The following is a 23,098-nucleotide window of genomic DNA, read 5'->3' on the forward strand; positions in this document are numbered from 1 at the left end:
GAGGGTGTTGCCGCCGGAGGAAAGTCACGTTTTACCCGGCTTAGAAAGCTTGGGACTTCGACGCAACCCCTTGCGCTGAAAGATTGCAATGTCGGCCGACGACCAAAAAAGACACGGCGAAGGCGTGACAAAGCGTCGAAATAGCTGTATGTGCGCGCCGAACCGGAAGAACAATCTGCCGGACCCGTCAACAATGACGGTGTAGTCGCCCCTGCCCGATGTCTCGCGACAAAGGGCATAGCCGAGCGGTCGATGGAACTGCAAGGCGAGTGCCGGACGCTCTGACTGTCGGAAGAACAAGAAGTGGATTTGTAGAGATGGATATCCTCCGTCAGCTCGAGGCCGAACAGGCCGCCAAGATCGAAGCCAAGCGCAAACTTCCCGAATTCCAGCCCGGCGATACCGTGCGTGTCCAGGTCCGCGTGACCGAGGGCACCCGCACCCGCGTCCAGGCTTATGAGGGCGTTGTCATCGCCCGCGCCGGCGCCGGCTTCCAGGAGAATTTCACCGTTCGCAAGATTTCCTACGGCGAAGGCGTGGAGCGCGTGTTCCCGGTCTTTTCGCCGATGGTCGAAGGCGTCGAGATCGTGCGCCGCGGCAAGGTGCGCCGCGCCAAGCTCTATTACCTGCGCGATCGCCGCGGCAAGTCGGCCCGCATTTCCGAAAACACCGGCGTCCGCGCCCGCAAGCTGAACGATGATGAGCGCGATGCGCTGAACGCCGAGAAGGCCCGCATCGAGGCCGAGAAGGTGGCCGCCGCCCGAGCACTGGCGGCCGAGAAGGCGGCGCAGGACGCCGCCGAGAAGAAGGCCGCCGACGAGGCCGCCAAGGCTGCGGAAGCGGCCGTCGCCGAATAAGGCGTCTTCAAAACCGATGTTTCGGGAAGGCGGCTTCGGCCGCCTTTTTGTTTCGCGGGATGGATTCGATCTTGCCGGGCCGCATCAGTGCGCAATCGAAACGGATCGTTTAGTAATCCCGGCGTTGAAAGCATCGGAATCCATTTTCGGGTCGAACGGCGCATCGGACCGGCTTGCAAGGTGCCTGCGGGAAGCTAAAGTCGGCGCCGGATTTCCTGCAAGCCTCGACAATGTCGAGGCCGTTCAAATTCTCGGGGTGAACCATGACCAAATCGAAACTGCTGTTAGCCGGCCTGTTGGCTTTGATTCTTGCGCCCGTCGCCGCCCTGGCGCAGGCGCTGCCCGATCTCGGCGGCAAGAAGGTGGTGGTTGTGACGGAAAACGCCTATCCGCCGCTGCAGTTCATCGATGCCAAGACCGGCAAGCAGATCGGCTGGGAATATGACGCAATGAACGAGATTGCCAAGCGGCTGAATTTCGAGGTCGAATACCAGAATACCTCTTGGGATGCGATGATCCAGGCGGTTTCCGACAATCAGTACAACATCGGGATGACCGGCATCACCATCAAGGACGACCGCAAGCAGAAGGTCGATTTCTCCGACCCCTACATGCGCTCGGAACAGTTTATGCTGGTGCGTGGCGATGAGAAGCGCTTCACCGACGCCAAGACGTTCGGCGCCTTCAAGGATGGGCTGATCGGCGCACAGGCCGGCACGACGCCGTTCTACACCGCCGTCTACAGCGTGCTCGACGGCAATGAGCAGAACCCGCGCATCAAACTTTTCGAAACATTCGGCGCGACGGTGCAGGCGCTGAAGACCGGCGACGTCGATGTCGTGCTGACCGATGGCACTGCCGGCAAGGGCTATGTCGAGGCGTCCAACGGCGGGCTGAAGCTGATCGGCGGACCGCTCGGCACCGAGGATTTCGGCTTCATCTTCCCCAAGGGCTCGGATCTGGTGAAGCCGGTCAATGCAGCGATCGCCGCACTGAAGGCCGACGGCACGCTCGACGCGCTCAACAAGAAATGGTTTCTTGATTACAAGATGGGACAGTAAAACTTTTGTCGCGCGCGTTGCGTGACGGTAGTGCGCCGGAACTCGCGCTGACTCTGCGCTCGTACACCCCCCTCTGTCCTGCCGGACATCTCCCCCTCAAGGGGGGAGATTGGATGTCGCACCGGCTTTCGCCAATTTCCAATCTTGCAGAATGGGCGGCAAGGTCAAAGCTGCCGATCTCCCCCCTTGAGGGGGAGATGGCCGGCAGGCCAGAGGGGGGTGGCTTGGCGCTTAGCTTCGGCAAAGCATGCTTTGCCGGTATCGGTTAAATGGCAACGCCCGCATCGTCCACGTCCAAAACCGACTTCCCGTGGTGGCTTGCCGTGGCTGCGGCGCTCGCCGTGGCAGCCGCTATCTTCATCGCCGCAAGCGACCTCTACGCCCAGGTTTTCGCGACCGTCGCCAAGGGCATCGGCATCACCGTCTTCGTCACGATGGTCGCCTTCGCGCTGGCCTCGGCAATCGGGCTCGGCATTGCGTTGATGGGGCTGTCGGGATCGCGCTGGCTGCGCCAGATCGCTCGCTTCTATGTCGAGATCATCCGCGGCGTACCGATGCTGGTGCTGTTGTTCTGGATCGCCTTCGCCGGGGCGCCAGCCTTCGTAGCGGCGTGGAACGCAGTGACCGCGCCATTGCAAAATGCGGGTCTCTTCGGAGAACTGCTGGTGCGCGACGTGTCGTTGCTGTGGCGCGCCATCATGGCGCTGACCATCGGCTACTCCGCGTTCATCTCGGAGGTCTTCCGCGCCGGCATCCAGGCAGTCGAGAAGGGCCAGATCGAGGCCGCGAAGGCGCTGGGGCTGACCCGCACGCAGCGTTTCCGTCTGATCGTCTTTCCGCAGGCGATCCGCACCATCCTGCCGCCGCTCGGCAATGATTTCGTCGCCATGGTCAAGGATTCCTCGCTGGTCTCGGTGCTCGGCGTCGCCGACATCACCCAGATGGGCAAGATCTACGCCGCCGGCTCGTTCCGCTTCTTCGAAACCTATTCGATCGTCGCCTATATCTATCTTATCCTGACGGTCGGCCTGTCGCTGGCCTTGCGGGGTTTGGAGAAGCGGCTGCGCCGCCAGCATGAGCAATAGCCGGCGGGCGCGATTGACCTGTCGGTTTGCAGAGGAATTGATCCATGAACATCGACAAAGCCAACGCGGCACTGGATTCCGTCTATACGGCAGATACGCCGAAAGCGCTGGCGGAGGCCTATGCCGCATGGGCTGCGACCTATGACAGCGAAACCGCCTCGCTCGGCTATCTCCTGCCGTTCCTGATCGCCGCCTGGGTGGCGCGCCATGTGCCATCAGGCGAGGGGCCGCTGCTCGACGCCGGCTGCGGCACCGGTCTGTCGGGACCGTCGCTCAAGGCGCTCGGCTATCGGGACATCGCCGGGCTCGACCTGTCGGAGGACATGCTGAAAATCGCCGGCAGCCGCCAGGCCTACAGCGAGCTGAAGCAGGCGACGCTTGGCGGTCCGCTGCCTTGGCCGGACGGCTATTTCCGCGCCTTCTTCTCGACCGGCGTGTTCACCATCAGCCACGCGCCGGCGTCCGGCCTGTATGAACTGGTGCGCATCACGAAAAAGGGTGGCCACGCCATCTTCACCGTTCGCGACCAGGTGTTCGAGAGCGGCGGTTTTCGTGATGTCTTTGCCGAACTGGAGCACAACGAAAAATGGCGGCCGATCGAGGAAAGCCCGTGGTTCCGCTGCTATGCGATTGCCGAGCCCGAGGCGCTGGTGAAGACCTTCGTGTTCGAGGTAGTTTGAGCACCGGTTTGCAGGACTTGCGTTCCTCGCCCCCGCGCAGCAGGGGCGAGGAACCCAGGTTCTGCGATGGCAGCCGCGATTGCCGAAAACCCAAAACATTGGTATGAGCCACGCCATGGAACAGCTTTTTGGCGATCCGGCCTACAAGGGTTTCGTGCTGCAGGACAGAAAACGCCTGCCGTCGCGATTCTCGGCGCGCGTTTCCGGCGCTCTGACCAGCCGACTTCGCTAGGCCGTGTTCGCCGGCTAGCCGGCGCTTGTCCTTTCCCATTTTCATATCGACGGATTTACGCACATGAGCGCACCTCGCACCCTCTACGACAAGATATTCGACGACCATGTCGTCGATCGCCAGGACGACGGCACCTGCCTGCTCTACATCGACCGTCATCTCGTCCATGAAGTGACCAGCCCGCAAGCCTTCGAAGGCCTGCGCATGACCGGCAGAAAGGTCCGGCATCCGGAAAAGACGCTGGCCGTGGTCGATCACAATGTGTCGACTTCGCCGGAGCGCAAGTTCGGCATCAAGAATGAGGAAAGCCGCATCCAGGTCGAGGCGCTGGCCAAGAACGCCAAGGACTTTGGCGTCGAATATTATTCCGAGAAGGATATCCGCCAGGGCATCGTCCATATCATCGGTCCTGAGCAGGGCTTCACGCTGCCCGGCATGACCATCGTCTGCGGCGACAGCCACACCTCGACGCATGGCGCTTTCGGCGCATTGGCGCACGGCATCGGCACCTCGGAAGTCGAGCATGTGCTGGCCACGCAGACGCTGATCCAGCGCAAGGCCAAGAACATGCTGGTGCGCGTCGACGGCGTATTGCCGGAGGGCGTCACCGCCAAGGACATCATATTGGCGATCATCGGCGAGATCGGCACTGCCGGCGGCACCGGCTATGTCATCGAATATGCCGGCGAGGCGATCCGCGCGCTGTCCATGGAAGGCCGCATGACCATCTGCAATATGTCGATCGAGGGCGGCGCCCGGGCCGGTCTGATCGCGCCTGACGAGACGACGTTTGCCTATGTCAAGGACAAGCCGCGCGCGCCGAAGGGCGAGGCGTGGGATGCCGCGCTCGCCTACTGGAAGACGCTGCAGTCCGACGAAGGCGCGCATTTCGACAAGGTGGTCGTGCTCGACGCGGCGAAATTGCCGCCGATCGTGTCCTGGGGCTCCTCCCCCGAGGATGTCGTCTCGGTCCAGGGCATCGTGCCGAACCCCGACGATATCACTGATGAGAACAAGCGCACCTCCAAGCAGCGCGCGCTCGACTATATGGGCCTGACGCCGGGCACCAGGATCACCGATATCGCGCTCGACCGCGTCTTCATCGGCTCCTGCACCAACGGCCGCATCGAGGATCTGCGCGCCGCCGCCAAGGTGATCGAGGGCAAGACGGTCAATCCGCGGGTCAATGCGATGATCGTGCCGGGCTCCGGTCTGGTCAAGGAGCAGGCGGAGGCCGAGGGTCTCGACAAGATCTTTGTCGCCGCCGGCTTCGACTGGCGTGAGCCGGGCTGCTCGATGTGCCTTGCCATGAATGACGATCGGCTGAAGCCGCATGAGCGCTGCGCCTCGACCTCGAACCGCAATTTCGAGGGCCGTCAGGGCTTCAAGGGCCGCACCCATCTGGTGTCGCCGGCCATGGCGGCGGCAGCGGCGATCGCCGGCCATTTCGTCGACATCCGCGAGTGGAAATAACTCAGGCTGCCACTGTCCGCATATGAGTGCATACCAGAGCCCGAACCGCGATACGGTTCGGGCTCTTTTCACGCCGGGCGCCTGACGAGTTCATGGAATTGCTCACGCCGGCCGGGTTGCTCTGCGGCGACCACCAGCGCCAGTTGGCGTTCGTCGAACAGCTTGAACCACTCGTCCCATTCAACCAGTTCGTAGCCGCCCGCGTTGGTCGGGCGTTCGGCCTGATCCTGGTCCTGATAGGCGTGTTGGCCGAAGACCAGCCTCAGCAGGGCTTGGGTCCCTGCTTCGGGCGACACGTCGACGATTGCCGGAAACCCAGCGCGCGCCGCGGCCCATGAACGAATTGCGTCGTGGTCGGTCAGCATGATCGTATCGGCCATGAAAGCGTCTCCTCTTGGCTGCTGCCGGAAAACGCCGGCCGCGGTTTCAAGTTCCGTACAGCAGCTTCATCGGCGACCTTGCGCATAGTCGACTTTGCTTAACCGCTTGTTCGGGCTTCCGCTCTAAGGTCTTGCCTGACGGAAGCGTGGGGGGTCACGGTCCCTTGGACACCGGTCTGCTGATAGGGTTGCTCAACCCGACGATCGCGCTTGCGCTCGGCACGGTGTTTCTCGTGCTGTGGTTCTATCAGCGTCACCGTCCCTATCTGGCCGTGCTCGCCGCCAGCTACTGGCTTTCGGCGGCCGGTTTCCTGTTGCAGTATTTCACGCTGCCCATCGGCATGGCGCCGACCAAGCTACTCTCCAACCTCTGCTTCACCATCGCCGCCTGTGGTCTCGCTGGCGCGATCGTGACGCGTTATGAACGGCGCGTGCCCTTTGTCGCGATCGGCGTCCTGGCGAGCGGCGGCCTGGCCGCTTTTTGCTGGTTCATGTTCTTCCAGCCGGATCTCACCTGGCGAATCCTGGTGATGAATTTCGCTTTCGGCGGCCTCAGTCTGGTTGTCGCCGCCGAACTGCGCGTGGTGCGCGACAAGGGCCCGACGGAAATGATCCTGTTCGTGCTGTCGCTGCTTTCCGGGTTGAACTTCTTCGTGCGCACCCTCGTAATCGTCATCGCGCATGGACCTTACCAAAGCTATGACGGGTTCTATGCCTCGTCCTACTGGACAACGGCGCTGCTGTCGCATGCGCTGCTGTCTTTGCTCATCGCGCTTTGCCTGTTTTGCGCGGCTGCACTCGACGTGATGAAAGCGCTGAAGGCCGAGGCGTACACCGACCCGCTGTCGGGCCTGCTCAACCGCCGCGGTTTCGAGGAGCGCGCCACGCTGCTCCTGCAGCACTGCGCCACCGCCAAACTGCCGGTCGCGCTGGTGCTCGCCGACCTCGATCATTTCAAGGCGCTCAACGATCTGCACGGGCATGCCGCGGGCGATCGCGTGATCGCCGACTTCGCCGCCAAGCTTCTATCGGCTGCCGGCACCAGCGGCGTCGCCGGCCGCATCGGTGGCGAGGAGTTCGCCGTGCTTTTGCCGCTGAGCGACCTTGGCGCGGCAAGGCTGTTTGCCGAAGCCATTCGCACGCTCTATTCGGCGGGCAGCATCGACGGGCTTCCGCACGGTACAAGAGTGACGGCGAGCTTCGGCGTGGCGGCCCGCACCGGCGAGGAAGGGCTGGAGCCGCTGATGCGCTGCGCCGACGAGGCGCTTTACAAAGCCAAGAGGAACGGCCGCGACAGCGTGCAGCTATCCCATGAACGGTCGGAAACGGTGCTCGTTGTGGAACCGCTCAAAGCCGCTGAACATCCCGCTCCAAGCCGACGTTAACGTCTTTTTCGCCCGTTCATGATTTGCTGGCGCAGGGAGTGCGAAAAACCACATGGGCGGCGGCGCAGAGTTCATCCTTGCAATCAACTTGCTCGTCGCTGGCCTGTTGGCGGCTGCCTTCATGACCATCTCGTTCAACGATGTGGCGCGCGCGCCGGCGCGCTGGCTGGTCTTCGGTTATCTGCTCGGGATGGCCTATTTCGCCATCGAGTTCAGCATTCCGATCTTCGACAATGCGCGACCGGCAGTTGTCGCGGGTTTCGCCGTTTTCCTGGGCGCCACCATCGCCTTCAATGGCGGGCTTGCCCATAAATACGGCGTGGCGCCGCGCTGGGCGCCGATGCTCGTCTTCCTTTTTGTCGCCACCGTGGCCGTGTATTTCGTACAGGACCTGCCGCGCCAGTCGCTTGCCCGCATGATGGCCTACCAGCTTCCCTATGCGGCCATGCAGTTCGTCGGCGTCGGCATCGTCTGGTCGTCCAGGCAAAGACGCGACTGGCTCGACCATGCGTTGATGGCCGTTCTGACGGCCAGCGCCCTGCAATTCGTGAGCAAGCCGTTCATCGCCCATGCAATGGGCGGCTGGGGTGTCAATCCGCAGGCCTATCTGCAGAGCAACTACGCTCTGGTGTCGCAATCGCTCGGCACGGTGTTCGGCCTGACAATCGCGCTTCTCATTCTGGTCATCCTGGTCCGCGACGTGCTCGCCGAGGCGACGTCGAAGTCGGAGACGGACACGCTATCGAGGTTGCTCAACCGCGGCGGCTTCGAACGTCATGCCGAGCTGGCGATGCGTGACGCCGTGCGCAAGGGTATTCCGGTCGCCCTGGTCATCGCCGACCTCGATCATTTCAAGAGCATCAACGACAGTTTCGGCCACGCGTCCGGCGACCGGGTCATCGAAGCCTTTGCCGGCTTCCTGCGTGATGCGGCCGCCGATCATCACGTCGCCGGTCGCATTGGTGGTGAGGAATTCGCCATCATCCTGCCGGGGACCAACCTCGCCGCCGCGCGGCTCTTCGCCGAAGGGACGCGCAGCGCTTTCGGGGCCTTGCCGATCGACTGTCTGCCGGCGGACCATCGTTGCACCGCCAGCTTCGGCGTTGCCGAACTTCACCCGGCCGAAGGGTTTTCCGACCTGCTGCGGGGCGCCGACGAAGCGCTCTATCAGGCGAAGGGCAGCGGACGCGATTGCGTGCGCATCTCGATAGGATCAATCGCCGCCCGGCAGACGGCTGTTGCCAACGCCGGGCCGAAGATCAGCGGCAGGGGCTGAGTTCCGGCATCTCGCCGTCGGAAAGCCCATACATATAACTGCGGCCCTTCACGAAAACCGGCGGCCTGTAGCAGTCGCGGCTGCTGACGTCATCCGCGTCGTTTTCATAGATTTTGGGCTGGCCGGCGCCGGTGTAGTCCGACAGTTCCTTGGCTAGGCTGCCCTCGCCAACGAGGATGCGCTTGTAGCCGGCGGCGCTTTCGATGACGAGATTGCCAAAAGAATCGGCGTAGACCCGGTCGCGCGTCCCGGCGAGTGCCGGTGCTGCGAGGCCGATGGCCACCGCCACCAGGATGATCGCCGTAAGGCGCGATCTGCCTGAATTCGAATGCATGGCGTCCCCCATTTGTCAGAGGCGAGTCTTCCTCGAATCATAAATTAACCTTTTATTAACCTTTGTTAAGAGGCCAGGCCTGCTGGCAGCCAGATCTCGGCAAACATGGTTAATATCCGGCGCCTTGGAAGCCTGCGGCCATCTTTCGGCCATGCTTGCCCGCACCATCGCGGCCGGCGCGGGTGATCTTGGCCACGCATCGCGGCTGGATTGACGCGTAGAGAGGCAGCAGCATATGGCGTTAAGCCGGACGTTTCGGGTGACGCTTGTCCATGTTCCATTGCTGATCACCGTTGCCTGCGTCTCGCAGACCAATGCGCCGGCCACCGCGACCGATTCACCACAGCCGCGCACCGCCACTTACACTTGCGCTGATGGCACAAGGATCACCATCGAAAACCTCGGCACTTCGGTGCGCGTGCTTGGCCCGGACGGCGCCAGCGAGGACCTGCCGGCCTCGCCCGCCAATCAAAGCAGCCGCTTCGGCGCGGCGCATGACGCAATCGTGATCGACGGGCGCGACGCGCTGGTGATGAAGGGCGGGAAGACGCCGCTGACCTGCACCCGCTGACCGGGTGTGTCGATAACCAGGTGATGCCGGCCTGCAATGGTGGATCCCTGCGCTTCCCTACAGCGCTGCCTCTTAGGCGCGCAAAGGACGCTGTAGAACTTTAATTTTGCGCATAACCTTTCCGAAACGAATTCGATTTCGGGAATCATGCGCGGGCTCACGTACCGAAATGTACGCTCCGCTCCGGTTCTCGGCATCCACCATTTTCGGCGCGGCCTGACGTGAATCTCAACACATCGGGCAGATATGCCGCACTGCAGCGAACATTGCGCCGGCTTTGGCTCGCGCCCTAATCGATTGAAGCGAAACACCGCCCATTTGTCAGACTAAATTACGTTTTCGAAACGATTTTCCGGCTTTGACGCGGTGCAAAAAGCGCATTAGAAACCGGCTGTCCGAAGTCGCAACCGGAAGCGGTAACGCCGCATTTCCCCTGGGGCTCCAGAGACGCCGAACTGGGGGAGCCATGAGCAAATCACCAGCCACCCGCGAATTTGCCAGACGTGAACGGCCGCTTTCGCCGCATCTGACCGTCTATCGACCGCCGATCACGATGACGATGTCGATCATCCATCGCATCACCGGTGGGGCGCTTTATTTCGGCACGCTACTGGTCGCGCTGTGGCTGATGGCGGCGGCGAGCTCGCAATCCACCTTCGATGCCGTCAACTGGGCCTTCGGCTCGTGGCTGGGACGGCTGGTGCTGTTCTTCTATACCTGGGCGCTGATGCACCACATGCTGGGCGGCGTGCGCCATCTGATCTGGGATACCGGGGCCGGTCTTGAAAAGGACACGGCCTCCAGGATCGCCTGGGCGACGCTGGCCGGCTCGATCGTGCTGACGCTGCTGATCTGGATCGCCGGCTACATGGCACGGGGAGCCTGATCGTGAGCCACCGCAACACCGACATGCGCACGCCGCTGGCGAAGGTCCGCGGCCTCGGCTCCGCCCGCGAGGGCACGGAGCATTTCTGGCGCCAGCGCCTGACGGCGATCGCCAACATCCCGCTGATCCTGTTCTTCGTGGGCTTCCTGATCGCGTTGAACGGCGCCGGCTACGCGGAAGTGCGCGCCGCACTTGCCAACCCGTTCGTGGCGCTGATCCTGGCCCTGGTGCTCTTGTCCGGGCTCTACCATATGCGCCTCGGCATGCAGGCGATCATCGAGGACTATGTACATGGCGAGGGCATGAGGCTGGCGCTGCTCGCACTCAACACATTCTTTCCCGTGGTGGTCGGCGTCGCCTCGATCTTCGCCCTGCTCAAACTGGCATTTGGAGGCTGAAAATTTTGGCCAAGGACGCGAAAAACGCCAACACGGCGTCCGCCTATAGCTACGTCGACCACAAGTTCGACGTGGTGGTCGTCGGCGCCGGCGGCGCCGGCCTGCGCGCCACGCTCGGCATGGCCGAACAGGGACTGCGCACCGCCTGCATCACCAAGGTTTTCCCGACGCGGTCGCATACGGTCGCCGCTCAAGGCGGCATCGCCGCCTCGCTGTCCAATATGGGCCCCGATTCCTGGCAGTGGCACATGTACGACACCGTCAAGGGGTCGGACTGGCTCGGCGATGTCGACGCCATGGAATATCTGGTGCGCGAAGCACCTGCCGCCGTCTACGAGCTTGAGCATTACGGCGTGCCGTTCTCGCGCACTGAAGAAGGCAAGATCTACCAGCGGCCGTTCGGCGGCCACATGATGAATTTCGGCGACGGCCCGCCGGTGCAGCGCACCTGTGCGGCGGCCGACCGCACCGGCCACGCCATCCTGCATACGCTCTACGGCCAGTCGCTGAAGAACAACGCCCAGTTCTTCATCGAGTATTTCGCGCTCGACCTGATCATGGAGCCGGACGGCACCTGCACCGGCGTCGTCGCCTGGAACCTCGACGACGGCAGCATCCACCGCTTCTCGGCAAAAATGGTGGTGCTGGCGACAGGCGGTTATGGCCGCGCCTATTTCTCGGCGACCTCGGCGCACACCTGCACCGGCGACGGCGGCGGCATGGCAGCGCGGGCCGGGCTGCCGCTGCAGGACATGGAGTTCGTGCAGTTCCACCCGACCGGCATCTACGGCGCCGGCTGCCTGATCACCGAGGGCGCGCGCGGCGAGGGCGGCTATCTCGTCAACTCCGAAGGCGAGCGCTTCATGGAGCGCTACGCGCCGTCGGCCAAGGACCTTGCCTCGCGCGACGTGGTCTCGCGCTGCATGACGCTGGAGATTCGCGAGGGACGCGGGGTCGGCAAGAACAAGGACCATATTTTTCTCCACCTCGACCACCTCGATCCGGCCGTTTTGCACGAGAGACTTCCGGGGATTTCGGAATCGGCAAAAATCTTTGCCGGCGTCGACCTGACCAAGGAGCCGATCCCGGTGCTGCCGACGGTCCACTACAATATGGGCGGCGTGCCGACCAATTACTGGGGCGAGGTGCTCAACCCCACCGCCTTGAACCCGGACCAGGTGTCGCCAGGGCTGATGGCGGTCGGCGAGGCTGGCTGCGCCTCGGTGCATGGCGCCAACCGGCTGGGCTCCAACTCGCTGATCGATCTGGTGGTGTTCGGCCGCGCTGCGGCGATCCGGGCAGGCCAGGTGATCGACCGCAACGCCGCGATCCCGTCGCCCAACGAAGCCGCGGTCGAGAAGATTATGGACCGCTTCGACCGGCTGCGTCACGCCAACGGCTCGACGCCGACGGCTGTTTTGCGTGAAAAGATGCAGAAGGCGATGCAGGACGATGCGGCGGTGTTCCGCACGCAGGAATCGCTGGAAAGCGGCTGCAAGCGCATTTCGCAGATCTGGGCCGAGCTCAAGGACGTAAAAGTGTTCGACCGCTCGATGATCTGGAACTCCGACCTGGTCGAGACGCTTGAGCTGGAAAATCTGATGGCCAACGCCATCACCACCGTCTACGGCGCCGAGGCGCGCAAGGAGAGCCGCGGCGCGCATGCGCGGGAAGATTTTTCGGCTCGTGATGATCTGGCCTGGCGCAAGCATACGCTGGCCCGGCTCAGCGAAGACGGCGAGGTGTCGCTCAGCTACCGGCCGGTGCACACCGAGCCGCTGCTTAGCGAAGCAGACGGCGGCATCAACCTGGCCAAGATCGCTCCCAAGGCGAGAGTGTATTGACGATGGCCGCCGTGAACGGGACTTGGTCCGGGCTGAAGCTCGTCATCCGAAAGGACCTGAGGTAATGGTCGAACTCACGCTTCCGAAAAACTCGAAGATCAAGGCCGGGAAAACCTGGCCGAAACCGGAGGGCGCGACCAATCTGCGCGAGTACCGCATCTACCGCTGGTCGCCGGACGATGACGAGAACCCGCGCATGGATACCTATTTCGTTGACATGGACGATTGCGGGCCGATGGTGCTTGATGCGCTGCTCTACATCAAGAACAAGATCGACCCGACGCTGACGCTGCGCCGCTCCTGCCGCGAGGGCATCTGCGGCTCCTGCGCCATGAATATCGACGGCTCGAACACGCTCGCCTGCACCAAGGGCTGCGATGACATTTCCGGCGCGATCAAGGTCTATCCGCTGCCGCATATGCCGGTGGTCAAGGATCTGGTGCCCGATCTCACCAATTTCTACGCCCAGCACGCCTCGATCGAGCCATGGCTGAAGACGGTGTCGCCCGAGCCGGCCAACGAATGGCTGCAGAGCCATGAGGACCGCGAAAAGCTCGACGGGCTTTATGAATGCATATTATGCGCCTGCTGCTCGACCTCTTGCCCGAGCTATTGGTGGAACGGCGACCGCTATCTTGGGCCGGCGACGCTGCTTCAGGCCTATCGCTGGCTGATCGATTCCCGGGACGAGGCCACGGGCGAACGGCTCGACAACCTCGAAGACCCGTTCCGGCTCTATCGCTGCCACACCATCATGAACTGCGCCCAGACCTGCCCCAAGGGGCTCAATCCGGCCAAGGCGATCGCCGAGATCAAGAAGATGATGGTGGAGAGAAGGGTGTAGAGCTTCGGCGGCGCATGTCGCGATCCAGCCTAAAAAGGATAGCCGACCTATGACCGACACCGAACTGCCCATCCTTTCTCCCGTCGAAGCGCGCGTGCTCGGTTGCCTGATCGAAAAGAAGGAACTGACGCCCGATATCTACCCGCTGACGCTCAATGCGGCACTTGCCGCCGCCAACCAGAAGACGGCGCGCGAGCCGGTGATGTCGGTCGAGCTTGTCGAGGTAAGACGAGCGCTTGGCCAGCTTGAGCACAAGGGCTTGGTCAGGCAGGTCTTTGCTTCGCGCGTCGAGCGCTACGAGCATGTCGTCGCGCAGCGCTTTTCGCTGACCTCAGCGCAGATTGCGCTGCTTGGGCTGCTGTTGCTGCGCGGTCCGCAGACCGCCTATGGATTGCTGGCGCGGGGCGAGCGTATGGCGCGTTTGCCCTCCATCGACGAGCTTCGCAGCAATCTCGACCTGTTGATCGGCCGCAAGCCGCCGCTCGTGCAGCAGATCGATCGTGGACCCGGCCAGCGTGAGGACCGCTATGTGCATCTCTTGAGCGGGCCGGTGCAGACGCCGGTGGTGGCTGGAACGCCCCTGCAATCACCTTCGCCGGCCTCGGATCTCGAAGCACGCGTGCAAGCTCTCGAGGAAGAGGTCGGACAGCTGCGCGCACGCATCAACGCGCTGACCGGCGAGGGACAGTAGCGCCCCGCCGGTCCATTGCGCTGCCGGTTCGCGAGGTTCGGCCGCTCAGCCGAGCTTGGCGTCGAGTGACACTTTTATCGCGCCGAGCGCCTTCGAGACCGGACACCCGGCCTTGGCCTGTTCAGCCAGCTCCTGGAATTTCGCGGCATCGATGCCTGGCACTTTGCCGACCAGCGTGAGCGCGCTGCCGGTGATGCCGGTGCCCGGAATCAGCGTCACCACGGCCTTGGCGTCGAGTTCGGTGGCGGGGGTGCCGTTCTCGGCCAGGACATGCGAAAGCTGCATGGCAAAGCAACCGGCATGCGCCGCTGCGATCAGTTCCTCCGGATTGGTGCCGGATTTGCCGCTCTCGTCCTCGAAGCGCATCTTGAACGAGTAAGGCGTGCCTTTCAGAGTCCCGCTCTGCGTGTCGAGCGTGCCCTTGCCCTCTTTCAGATTGCCTTTCCAGACGGCGTTTGCGGTGCGGTCCATGAATTCCTCCTTGATGCGGTGGCTGAGCCGTGATCGGCGTCTGATCGACTATAGCGCGTGCGGGCACGAAGGCCACCCGTGCTTTCGCGCCAATGGCGACGCAAAAAATCCGCGTGCAAAAATGTCGACTTCCATCTGCCTCGGCCGTCCTGCGGGCGGCCACGGGTTTCGTGGCCGGATGGAGGATCACATGAATGATTTGTTTTCTGCCCACTGGAGAGACACCGGCCGAAAGGCGGCTGAACAAGAAGCCGACTGGTTGCATCGGTCACCTTCCGGTTTCGGTCGACTGCTTGCGGCGGTCGCCATCATCGGGATTGCGGTTTCCCTTGTCGATCATGCGGCGGTCAAAAGCCCGGCTGGGACCTCGGTTGCCAACGGTTCGTCCCAACAAGGAAGATGAGAGATGAAATATGTTTGCCTGGTCTACGGTGAGGAAAAGGACCTTTATGCAATGAGCCCGGAGAGGTTGGCCAAGCTCGACGCCGACTCGCTGGCTTATGACAAATCGGTGGAGCATAGCGGCCGGCTGATCATCGCGCAGGCGCTGCAATCGGTGAATACCGCGAAATGCGTGCGCCGGCGCAAGGGCAGGCGGCTGGTCACCGACGGCCCTTTCGCCGAGACCAAGGAGCAATTGCTCGGCTTCGTCATGATCGAGGCCGGGGATATCGACGAGGCGATGGAGATTGCCGGCGGCATCCCTCTGGCCGAAATCGGCACGATCGAGGTCAGGGCGATCTACAATGTGCCGGGGTCCTAGAGATTATTCTGTTTTGCGTCAGTTTCTTCTGCGGGCGCAACTTTTGCGTGTTGAAGCGAGGCAGCACTTCTCCTATCGTCGCTGCGGTTTGGGGATCACGGGCATGCATATACTGATTGCTGCAATTGGGCTGTTGGGAGCGGCGGCGTTCTGGTGGTATCGGATGAAGGCCATGAACGATGCGGCGCGCGAGGTCGCGGACGTCGTCGGCCGTGTGCAAGGGAACATTCGCCGCAAGAGACTGCGCAAGCAGGCGGCGCTCTCACCGCTGACGGCGATCGACGATCCGGTCGTGGCGGCCGCGACGCTGATCACCGCCATCGTTTCCGAGAACGGCCCTGTCCTGCCGCAGCGCGAAGCCGCGATTCGGTCGATGCTCTCAGAGATTGCGGACGACAAGAAGACCGATGAGGCCGTGGTCTACGCCGAATGGGCGGCGTCACAGATCGACGATGCCACTGTTGTCATCGACAAGCTGGCGCCGTTCCTGCGCGAACGTCTGGATGTGACTGAGCGAAACGATTTGCTGCAGATGGTGAACCGCGCGGCGCAGGCTGGCGAGCAACCCCTGAAGATATCCGACCAGCGGATACTGCGGCTGCGGCAGAAGCTGGGCTTCGAGGTCAATTGAACGAAATTGCCTGGCTCAATATTGGTTTGCTGCCCTTCCGGGCTCAGATCGCCTCACCCTTGAGCAGCTTCGGCGTGTCGCCGGACAGACCGGACGCCTGGCGGATGAAGAAATCCTTCAGCCGCGGCATGCGTTCGACCAGGCCTAGGCCGATGTCGCGGACGGCGCGCAACGGGCTGATGTCGTTGGAAAACAGCCGGTTCAGGACATCGGTGGTGATGCCCATCTGCAGCGTGTCGAAGCGCCGCCACTGCTGATAGCGTTCGAGCACGTCGAGCGCACCGATATCCTGGCCGAGCCGGTCGGCCTCGACCACCACTTCAGCCAGTGCTGCCACATCCTTGAAGCCGAGATTGAGGCCCTGGCCGGCGATCGGGTGGATGCCGTGGGCGGCGTCGCCGGCGAGCGCAATGCGCGGCGCGACGAAGGCGCGGGCAAGCGTCAGGCCGAGCGGCCAGGCGCGCGGCTTGTCGGCGACGCGGATTTCGCCGAGCTTCAGGCCAAACCGCTGTTCGAGCTCGTGCTCGAAGACGAGGTCGTCGCCGTCGACCAGTTTTTCGGCATCTTCCGACCGCTCGACCCAGACGATCGACGAGCGGTTGGTCCCGTCCTTGTCCGGCTTGAGCGGCAGCGTGGCAAAGGGGCCGGCTGGCAGAAAATGCTCTTCGGCGCGGCCATTGTGCGGCCGTTCATGCGCCACGGTGCAGACGATGCCGGACTGGCCGTACTGCCATTTCACCGTCCTGATGCCGGCCATGTCGCGCAGCTTCGAGTTCACGCCGTCGGCGGCGACCAGCAGCCGCGCCTTCAGCGTTGCGCCGTCGACAAGATGCACGGTGATGCCGGCGCCGTTCACGTCGAAGGCACTGACGGCGACGCCTTCGATGATGTCGATGCCTAGTTTTTCAGCGCGCCGGCGCAAGGCGCCGTTCAAATCCCGGTTGGCGACCATATGCGCAAAGGCTTCGCCGGGCGCGACCTCGCCATCGAAGGTGAGAAACACCGGGCGCACCGGATCGGAAGCGCGCGAATCGGTGACGATCATTTCGGTGATCGCCTGCGCTTCGGGCGCGATTTCGGCCCAGACGCCGAGCTGGTCGAGCATGCGGCAAGCGGCAGCGGCGATGGCCGAGGCGCGGCCGTCCTTTTGCCAGACGCCGGCGGGCGCGGCGTCGACGACAGCGACCTCCAGGCTCGGTCGCGCCTGTTTCAGCGATACGGCGGCGGCAAGCCCGACATAGCCGGCGCCGGCGACCAGAATGTCGAGCGCGGTTCGGTTTTTTGCATCCTCCTTGCGATCCACCATGGCAAATTCCTTTCCGGCCAAATTCCCTTCCGGCCTTGACTGCCCGCCATTCCTGTCGGAAACCGCCATAACACTTTGCGGCGAGGGCGCGAAACATGACGGCGGCCATGGACGAGCTTCTCGGCATTCTCGACCTCGAGCAGCTGGAACACAACCTGTACCGTGGTCGCAGCCCCAAACTTGACTGGCAGCGCGTATTCGGCGGCCAGACCATCGCCCAGGCGCTGGTCGCCGCCCAGCGAACGGTGGAGCCCGAACGCCACGTACATTCGCTGCACGGCTATTTCATGCGGCCCGGCGACACCAAGGTGCCGATCATCTACCAGGTCGACCGCATCCGCGACGGCGGCTCCTTCACCACGCGCCGTGTCGTGGCTGTCCAGCACGGCCAGGCGATCTTTTCGCTGGAAGCCTCGTTCCAGCAGGATGAGGCCGGGCTCGAGCATCAGGTGCCGATGCCGCAGGACGTGCCGGCGCCCGACACATTGCTGTCGCAGCGCGAACTGATTGGCAAGTTCGGCGAGGCCGTGCCCGACGGCATCAGGCGCTACTGGGAGCGTGACCGGCCGATCGAGATGAAACCGGTGATGCTTGAGCATTACACCAGCCGGGAAAAGCTGGAGCCGAAGCAGAACATCTGGATCCGCACGACCGGCCCGGTTCCGGCCGATCGCGCCACACAGGCTGCAGTGCTTGCCTATCTCTCCGACATGACGCTGCTCGATACCTCGACCTTTGCGCATGGCCGCGCCATTTTCGATAGCGACATCCAGGCGGCGAGCCTCGACCACGCCATGTGGTTCCACCGCAGCCATCCGCTCGACGACTGGATGCTCTACACGCAGGACAGCCCGTCGACGCAAGGGTCGCGGGGGTTCACTCGTGGGTCGCTGTTTGCCCGCGACGGCACGTTGATCGCCTCGGTTGCCCAGGAGGGCCTGATCAGGCTGAAGCGGCCGCCCGCCGAATAGGCATTTTTGCAAAATTGCCTATTTTTTAATCAACTGCGTTGTCGCGACTATGCACAGTCAGCCGACAAACCTTCCCCAATCCCTTATTTAACAACAGGTTAACACCCTGCTTCGGCAACTGGCACGGAGCTTGAATCCTAGCGGGCACTCTCCGGCTCTCATGGGGATCGGCGACGTCGTACAAACGCGGGGGACCGCAACAGCAAAGGGTGAAACCTTATGAAAATCGTGATGGCAATCATCAAGCCGTTCAAGCTCGACGAGGTGCGCGAAGCGCTCACCGCAGTCGGCATCCAGGGCCTGACCGTCACCGAAGTCAAAGGCTACGGGCGTCAGAAGGGACACACGGAAATCTATCGCGGGGCGGAATACGCGGTCAGCTTCCTGCCGAAGATCAAGATCGAAGTCGCGGTCGGCCTGGACATGGTCGACAAGGCCGTCGAAGCCATCACCGCGGCGGCCAAGACCGGTCAGATCGGCGACGGCAAGATCTTCGTTTTCGGCATCGACCAGGCGGTGCGCATTCGCACCGGCGAAACAGACACCGACGCGCTTTGAGCTGCGGACACGTATTCCAATGGAGAGTTCAATGAATATTCCTTCTACCTTGAAGTCGGCGGCGCGCACCGCGCTGCTGGGCTCGCTCGCTATCGCAGCACTGGGCACGGTCGCCGCATTCGCGCAGGAAGCGGCTCCGGCCGCACCGGCAGCGCCAGCGGCGCCGGCCTTCACCGTCGACAAGGGCGACACGACCTGGATGATGATTTCCACCATCCTGGTGCTGTTGATGACCATTCCCGGGCTTGCCCTTTTCTACGGCGGTCTGGTTCGCGCCAAAAATATGCTGTCGGTGCTGATGCAGGTCTTCACCATCACCAGCGTGGTCATGATCGTCTGGGTTTTCTACGGCTACAGCCTTGCCTTCACCCCCGGCAATGCCTTCGTCGGCGGCCTTTCCAAGATGTTTCTTGCCGGTGTCGACGTGACGACGGTGTCGGAAACCTTCACCAAGGGCGTCGCCATTCCTGAACTGGTGTTCGTCATCTTCCAGATGAGCTTCGCCTGCATCACGCCCGCCCTGATCGTCGGCGCCTTCGCCGAACGCGTCAAGTTTTCGGCCGTGATCCTTTTCACCATCCTGTGGGTCACATTCGTCTACTTTCCGATCGCGCATATGGTCTGGTTCTGGGGCGGCCCGAGCGCTTATAGCGACCCGTCGGGGCTCATCTTCGGCTTCGGCGCCATCGACTTCGCCGGCGGCACGGTCGTTCACATCAATGCGGGCATCGCCGGCCTTGTCGGCGCGCTGATGATCGGCAAGCGCATCGGCTACAACAAGGACATCATGGCGCCGCACTCGATGACGCTGACCATGGTCGGCGCTTCGCTACTGTGGGTCGGCTGGTTCGGCTTCAACGCCGGTTCGAACCTCGAAGCCAACGCCTACGCGGTGCTGGCCATGGTCAACACCTTCGTCGCCACGGCGGCGGCGGCAGTGACCTGGATCGTGCTCGAAACGCTGCTGCGCGGCAAAGCGTCGATGCTTGGCGCGGTTTCGGGCGCGGTTACCGGCCTTGTCGCCGTCACACCCGCTGCAGGCTTTGCCGGACCGATGGGCGCCATCGTGCTCGGCATCGTCGCCACCTGCGTCTGCTACTTCTTCGTCTCGGTCGTGAAGAACAAGTTCGGCTACGACGACAGCCTCGATGTCTTCGGCATCCACTGCGTCGGCGGCATCATCGGCGCGCTCGGCACCGGCATCCTGGTCAACCCCGCCCTCGGCGGCGCTGGCATCGTCGATTATTCGACAGCCGACTTCGCCGCCGGCTATGCCGGCACGGCGACCCAGCTGTGGTCGCAGTTCAAGGGTGTCCTGGTAACCGTCCTGTGGTCGGGCATCGGCAGCGCCATCCTCTACAAGATCGTCGATATGATCGTAGGCTTGCGTCCGACAGCCGATGCAGAGCGTGAAGGGCTCGACCTCACCGCGCATGGCGAAGCGGCCTATCACCCGTAAGCCTTGCACCCGTAAGTCTTGTCTGGGCGGCCTCGGCCGCCCTGCATCCTCCCATCCCGTCGTGACGCTCCTACAAGGGCTCACGCATTGAGGCCCGGACCCGTTCCGGGCCTCTTTTTTGCGCGCAGACGGCCAGGCCAGATACTCGCCGCAAGATACTTCCCCCAACCCCTTATAGTTAATGCTGCCTTAACCTTCCCGCCGATAGTCTGGTGCCCGAATCTGCCGAGCTGCGCGCACGCTATCGGCCAGGCAACGACAGACGGGGAAGAGCATGCGTTCAGGGGCTTCAGCACCGCTCGCGCTGGCCGATACGGGGTACGGCATCCGGGCGTTCGCGCGGCGTCAGGTCGGCCGGCTGGTCGGTGCCGGCCTGTTTGCGCTGGTCGCCTTCGGTATCGCCAGCCTCGCCACCTGGAACGTCGCCGACCCAAGCTTCTCCCACGCCACCGATAATATCGTCAGCAACGCCATGGGCTATGTGGGCGCTGTCTTCTCCGACCTTGCCATGCAGTTCTTCGGCCTTGCTGCCGTCGCGGCGCTGGTGCCGGCGGTGGTCTGGGGATTTCTGCTGTTTTCGGCGCGCGGCGTCGACAGGCTGCCGAAGCGCGGGCTCGCCTGGTTTGGCTACGCGGTGCTTGCCGCGGCCATCGCCGGCTGCGTGGTGCCCCCCAAGACCTGGCCGCTGCCGACCGGTCTCGGCGGCGTGTTCGGCGACATGGTGCTCAAGATTCCCGGCTTGGTAGTCGGCGGCTACCCGACCGGTCTCATCGCCAGCGTGCTCGCCGTGCTTCTCGCCGCGCCGGCACTATGGCTGTTTGCCTACGGCTCGGCGCTGATTGCACGCCAGAACGGTTTCGCGGTCCTGGAGCAACCGGCTGCGCCCGATCCCCGGGACCAGGACGAACTGCTTTTCGACAATGATGAGGACGAGGGCGACGAGGGCATTCTGGCGCTTGGCGCGATCACGCACTGGTGGCTGTCGTTGCGCGCGTATCTCCGCCGCCGTGCCGCGCGCCGCCGGGAGCACGATGACTTCGAACCAGAGATGGAACCGCGCGCCAGCGCCTGGCGGCGCGCTGCCGAGCGGGTCGAATCGGCCGAATTTGCCGAATCGCGGATGAGTGCCGATGGCCGGGCCCGCGTCGAGCCGGAATTCTTCGCCGCCATGGTCAACGACCGCAGCGCCTCGCTCGATCCCGACGACGCCGATGTTTTTGACGATGACGACGACATGGATTTTGCGCCGGAGCCCGTGGGCCAGCGCAGCACTGCGCCCAATGCGAAGGTGCAGCCGTTCCGCTCCGACGCGGCCACCCGCGTCGCGGCGCCGGCGCCCCGGCCCGTTCCGGGCGCCCGTGTCCAGCGCGAAGCCCAGACCTCGCTGATCGGCTCCGAACAATTCGAAATGCCGTCACTGCATTTCCTGTCCGAGCCGAAGAACGTCGTGCGCGATGCCAGCCTGTCCAAGGACGCGCTGGAGCAGAATGCCCGCCTGCTCGAGGGCGTGCTGGAGGATTTCGGCGTCAAGGGCGAGATCATCCATGTCCGCCCGGGCCCCGTCGTCACGCTTTATGAGCTGGAGCCGGCGCCCGGCATCAAATCGTCGCGGGTCATCGGCCTGTCCGACGACATCGCCCGCTCGATGAGCGCGATCGCCTGCCGCGTCGCCGTGGTGCCGGGCCGCAACGCCATCGGCATTGAGCTGCCGAACGCCAAGCGCGAGACCGTCTATCTCAGGGAAATCATGGCCAGCCGCGATTTCGAGACCACCAAGGCCAAGCTGGCGCTGGCGCTCGGCAAGACCATCAATGGCGAGGCGGTCATCGTCGACATCGCCAAGATGCCGCACGTGCTGGTCGCCGGCACCACCGGTTCGGGCAAGTCGGTCGCCATCAACACTATGATCCTGTCACTGCTCTACCGGCTGACGCCGCAGGACTGCCGGCTAATCATGATCGACCCGAAAATGCTGGAGCTCTCTGTCTATGACGGCATCCCGCATCTTTTGACGCCTGTTGTCACCGATCCGAAGAAGGCGGTGGTGGCGCTGAAATGGACCGTGCGCGAGATGGAGGACCGCTACCGCAAAATGTCAAAGGTCGGCGTCCGCAACATCGACGGTTTCAACGCGCGGGTGCAGCAGGCGGAGAAGAAAGGCGAGAAAATCTCGCGCACCGTGCAGACCGGCTTCGACCGCCAGACCGGCGAAGCGATCTACGAGACCGAAAACCTCGATCTCGAGCCGATGCCCTACATCGTCGTCATCATCGACGAGATGGCCGATTTGATGATGGTCGCTGGCAAGGACATCGAAGGCGCGGTGCAGCGCCTTGCGCAGATGGCGCGCGCCGCCGGCATCCACGTCATCATGGCGACGCAGCGGCCGTCGGTCGACGTCATCACCGGCACGATCAAGGCCAACTTCCCGACCCGCATCTCCTTCCAGGTGACGTCGAAGATCGACAGCCGCACCATCCTGGGCGAGCAGGGCGCCGAACAGCTGCTTGGAATGGGCGACATGCTCTACATGGCCGGCGGCGGCCGCATCCAGCGCGTACACGGCCCCTTCGTTTCCGATGACGAGGTCGAGAAGATCGTCGCGCATCTGAAGCTGCAGGGCGTGCCGGAATATCTCGATGCGATTACCGAGGATGACGATGAGGATGACGACGAGCCGTCGGGCAAGGGTGGCTCGGGTGGTGGCGGCGGCAATTTCGAGGATTCGGACGATCCCTACGACCAGGCGGTTGCGGTGGTGCTGCGCGACGGCAAGGCCTCGACCAGCTACATCCAGCGCCGGCTCGGCATCGGCTACAACCGCGCCGCCTCGATCATCGAGAAGATGGAGAAGGAAGGTATTGTCGGCCCGGCCAACCATGCCGGAAAACGCGAGATTCTGGTGCCGACGGAGGACGACAAGTTCTGATCCGACCGGCAAG

Annotated in this window: 24 protein-coding genes; 20 read left to right on the top strand and 4 right to left on the bottom strand. The window is 63.2% G+C overall.

Going from position 1 to position 23,098, the window contains the following annotated elements:
- Nucleotides 1-317 precede the first annotated feature (317 nt).
- The 5 genes from rplS (at nucleotide 318) to leuC (ending at nucleotide 5,388) form a co-directional block, all read left to right on the top strand.
- The gene (gene rplS / locus CIT31_RS20280) at nucleotides 318-857 is read left to right on the top strand and encodes a 50S ribosomal protein L19 (protein WP_095520083.1); all 540 of its coding nucleotides are present in this window, start codon (nucleotides 318-320) and stop codon (nucleotides 855-857) included.
- Nucleotides 858-1,120: 263 nt separating this feature from the next.
- On the top strand, nucleotides 1,121-1,918 hold the full coding sequence (locus CIT31_RS20285; RefSeq protein WP_095520084.1) for a transporter substrate-binding domain-containing protein: 798 nt from the start codon (nucleotides 1,121-1,123) through the stop codon (nucleotides 1,916-1,918).
- Between the two features lie 269 nt (nucleotides 1,919-2,187).
- Nucleotides 2,188-3,003, top strand: a complete 816-nt coding sequence (locus tag CIT31_RS20295) for an amino acid ABC transporter permease (RefSeq protein ID WP_065007251.1) — start codon at nucleotides 2,188-2,190, stop codon at nucleotides 3,001-3,003.
- A gap of 44 nt (nucleotides 3,004-3,047) precedes the next feature.
- Nucleotides 3,048-3,683, top strand: a complete 636-nt coding sequence (locus CIT31_RS20300) for a class I SAM-dependent DNA methyltransferase (RefSeq protein ID WP_095520085.1) — start codon at nucleotides 3,048-3,050, stop codon at nucleotides 3,681-3,683.
- 295 nt (nucleotides 3,684-3,978) lie between these two features.
- Nucleotides 3,979-5,388, top strand: coding sequence for a 3-isopropylmalate dehydratase large subunit (gene leuC, locus CIT31_RS20310; RefSeq protein ID WP_029349344.1), 1,410 nt, complete (start codon nucleotides 3,979-3,981; stop codon nucleotides 5,386-5,388).
- 68 nt (nucleotides 5,389-5,456) lie between these two features.
- On the opposite strand, the gene CIT31_RS20315 is transcribed toward leuC, so the two are convergent.
- Nucleotides 5,457-5,768 carry a hypothetical protein gene (locus CIT31_RS20315; protein ID WP_029349343.1) on the bottom strand — a complete coding sequence of 104 codons (312 nt, stop codon included), beginning with the start codon at nucleotides 5,766-5,768 and terminating at the stop codon, nucleotides 5,457-5,459.
- 164 nt (nucleotides 5,769-5,932) lie between these two features.
- Between CIT31_RS20315 and CIT31_RS20320 the strand changes: the two genes are divergently transcribed.
- Together CIT31_RS20320 and CIT31_RS20325 are read left to right on the top strand one after the other, a co-directional pair.
- Nucleotides 5,933-7,153 carry a GGDEF domain-containing protein gene (locus tag CIT31_RS20320; protein ID WP_095520086.1) on the top strand — a complete coding sequence of 407 codons (1,221 nt, stop codon included), beginning with the start codon at nucleotides 5,933-5,935 and terminating at the stop codon, nucleotides 7,151-7,153.
- A gap of 52 nt (nucleotides 7,154-7,205) precedes the next feature.
- Nucleotides 7,206-8,429 (top strand): GGDEF domain-containing protein, encoded by a 1,224-nt coding sequence (locus CIT31_RS20325; RefSeq protein ID WP_095520087.1) that lies wholly within the window; start codon nucleotides 7,206-7,208, stop codon nucleotides 8,427-8,429.
- Here the strand turns inward: CIT31_RS20325 and CIT31_RS20330 are convergent.
- The gene (locus tag CIT31_RS20330; protein WP_095520183.1) at nucleotides 8,413-8,763 is read right to left on the bottom strand and encodes a hypothetical protein; all 351 of its coding nucleotides are present in this window, start codon (nucleotides 8,761-8,763) and stop codon (nucleotides 8,413-8,415) included. The genes CIT31_RS20325 and CIT31_RS20330 overlap by 17 nt on opposite strands.
- A gap of 259 nt (nucleotides 8,764-9,022) precedes the next feature.
- Between CIT31_RS20330 and CIT31_RS20335 the strand changes: the two genes are divergently transcribed.
- From CIT31_RS20335 to CIT31_RS20360, 6 genes are all read left to right on the top strand, one after another.
- Nucleotides 9,023-9,334 carry a hypothetical protein gene (locus CIT31_RS20335; protein ID WP_342586942.1) on the top strand — a complete coding sequence of 104 codons (312 nt, stop codon included), beginning with the start codon at nucleotides 9,023-9,025 and terminating at the stop codon, nucleotides 9,332-9,334.
- Nucleotides 9,335-9,800: 466 nt separating this feature from the next.
- The gene (gene sdhC, locus CIT31_RS20340) at nucleotides 9,801-10,220 is read left to right on the top strand and encodes a succinate dehydrogenase, cytochrome b556 subunit (RefSeq protein WP_065007244.1); all 420 of its coding nucleotides are present in this window, start codon (nucleotides 9,801-9,803) and stop codon (nucleotides 10,218-10,220) included.
- Between the two features lie 23 nt (nucleotides 10,221-10,243).
- Nucleotides 10,244-10,618: a succinate dehydrogenase, hydrophobic membrane anchor protein gene (gene sdhD, locus CIT31_RS20345; RefSeq protein WP_425350627.1), complete on the top strand. Its 375-nt coding sequence runs from the start codon at nucleotides 10,244-10,246 to the stop codon at nucleotides 10,616-10,618.
- Between the two features lie 5 nt (nucleotides 10,619-10,623).
- Nucleotides 10,624-12,462 (top strand): succinate dehydrogenase flavoprotein subunit, encoded by a 1,839-nt coding sequence (gene sdhA / locus CIT31_RS20350; RefSeq protein ID WP_095520089.1) that lies wholly within the window; start codon nucleotides 10,624-10,626, stop codon nucleotides 12,460-12,462.
- Nucleotides 12,463-12,526: 64 nt separating this feature from the next.
- Nucleotides 12,527-13,306, top strand: a complete 780-nt coding sequence (locus CIT31_RS20355) for a succinate dehydrogenase iron-sulfur subunit (RefSeq protein WP_095520090.1) — start codon at nucleotides 12,527-12,529, stop codon at nucleotides 13,304-13,306.
- Nucleotides 13,307-13,355: 49 nt separating this feature from the next.
- Nucleotides 13,356-13,997, top strand: a complete 642-nt coding sequence (locus CIT31_RS20360; RefSeq protein ID WP_095520091.1) for a YceH family protein — start codon at nucleotides 13,356-13,358, stop codon at nucleotides 13,995-13,997.
- A 45-nt stretch (nucleotides 13,998-14,042) separates the two neighbouring features.
- On the opposite strand, the gene CIT31_RS20365 is transcribed toward CIT31_RS20360, so the two are convergent.
- Nucleotides 14,043-14,468 carry an OsmC family protein gene (locus CIT31_RS20365; protein ID WP_065007239.1) on the bottom strand — a complete coding sequence of 142 codons (426 nt, stop codon included), beginning with the start codon at nucleotides 14,466-14,468 and terminating at the stop codon, nucleotides 14,043-14,045.
- Between CIT31_RS20365 and CIT31_RS35265 the strand changes: the two genes are divergently transcribed.
- Genes CIT31_RS35265 through CIT31_RS20380 form a run of 3 tightly spaced genes read left to right on the top strand, consistent with a single transcriptional unit; the run spans nucleotide 14,467 to nucleotide 15,862 of the window.
- Nucleotides 14,467-14,871, top strand: coding sequence for a hypothetical protein (locus CIT31_RS35265; RefSeq protein WP_245316405.1), 405 nt, complete (start codon nucleotides 14,467-14,469; stop codon nucleotides 14,869-14,871). The two genes, CIT31_RS20365 and CIT31_RS35265, sit on opposite strands and share 2 nt — an antisense overlap.
- A gap of 3 nt (nucleotides 14,872-14,874) precedes the next feature.
- Entirely contained in the window at nucleotides 14,875-15,231 is a 357-nt protein-coding gene (locus CIT31_RS20375) for a YciI family protein (RefSeq protein ID WP_095520092.1), read from the top strand.
- Nucleotides 15,232-15,244: 13 nt separating this feature from the next.
- Complete coding sequence (locus CIT31_RS20380; protein ID WP_245316406.1) at nucleotides 15,245-15,862, top strand: hypothetical protein; 618 nt, start codon at nucleotides 15,245-15,247, stop codon at nucleotides 15,860-15,862.
- A 43-nt stretch (nucleotides 15,863-15,905) separates the two neighbouring features.
- On the opposite strand, the gene CIT31_RS20385 is transcribed toward CIT31_RS20380, so the two are convergent.
- Nucleotides 15,906-17,168, bottom strand: coding sequence for a ubiquinone biosynthesis hydroxylase (locus tag CIT31_RS20385; protein WP_095520185.1), 1,263 nt, complete (start codon nucleotides 17,166-17,168; stop codon nucleotides 15,906-15,908).
- 95 nt (nucleotides 17,169-17,263) lie between these two features.
- On the opposite strand from CIT31_RS20385, the gene tesB reads away from it, so the two are divergent.
- From tesB to CIT31_RS20405, 4 genes are all read left to right on the top strand, one after another.
- Entirely contained in the window at nucleotides 17,264-18,139 is an 876-nt protein-coding gene (gene tesB, locus CIT31_RS20390; RefSeq protein WP_029349314.1) for an acyl-CoA thioesterase II, read from the top strand.
- 219 nt (nucleotides 18,140-18,358) lie between these two features.
- Nucleotides 18,359-18,697: a P-II family nitrogen regulator gene (locus CIT31_RS20395; protein ID WP_023800571.1), complete on the top strand. Its 339-nt coding sequence runs from the start codon at nucleotides 18,359-18,361 to the stop codon at nucleotides 18,695-18,697.
- 31 nt (nucleotides 18,698-18,728) lie between these two features.
- Nucleotides 18,729-20,156, top strand: coding sequence for an ammonium transporter (locus CIT31_RS20400; RefSeq protein WP_065007235.1), 1,428 nt, complete (start codon nucleotides 18,729-18,731; stop codon nucleotides 20,154-20,156).
- A gap of 274 nt (nucleotides 20,157-20,430) precedes the next feature.
- Nucleotides 20,431-23,085: an FtsK/SpoIIIE family DNA translocase gene (locus CIT31_RS20405; protein ID WP_095520094.1), complete on the top strand. Its 2,655-nt coding sequence runs from the start codon at nucleotides 20,431-20,433 to the stop codon at nucleotides 23,083-23,085.
- Nucleotides 23,086-23,098: the final 13 nt, after the last annotated feature.

Origin of the sequence: Mesorhizobium wenxiniae, assembly GCF_002284535.1 — a bacterium.
Taxonomy (GTDB): domain Bacteria; phylum Pseudomonadota; class Alphaproteobacteria; order Rhizobiales; family Rhizobiaceae; genus Mesorhizobium; species Mesorhizobium wenxiniae.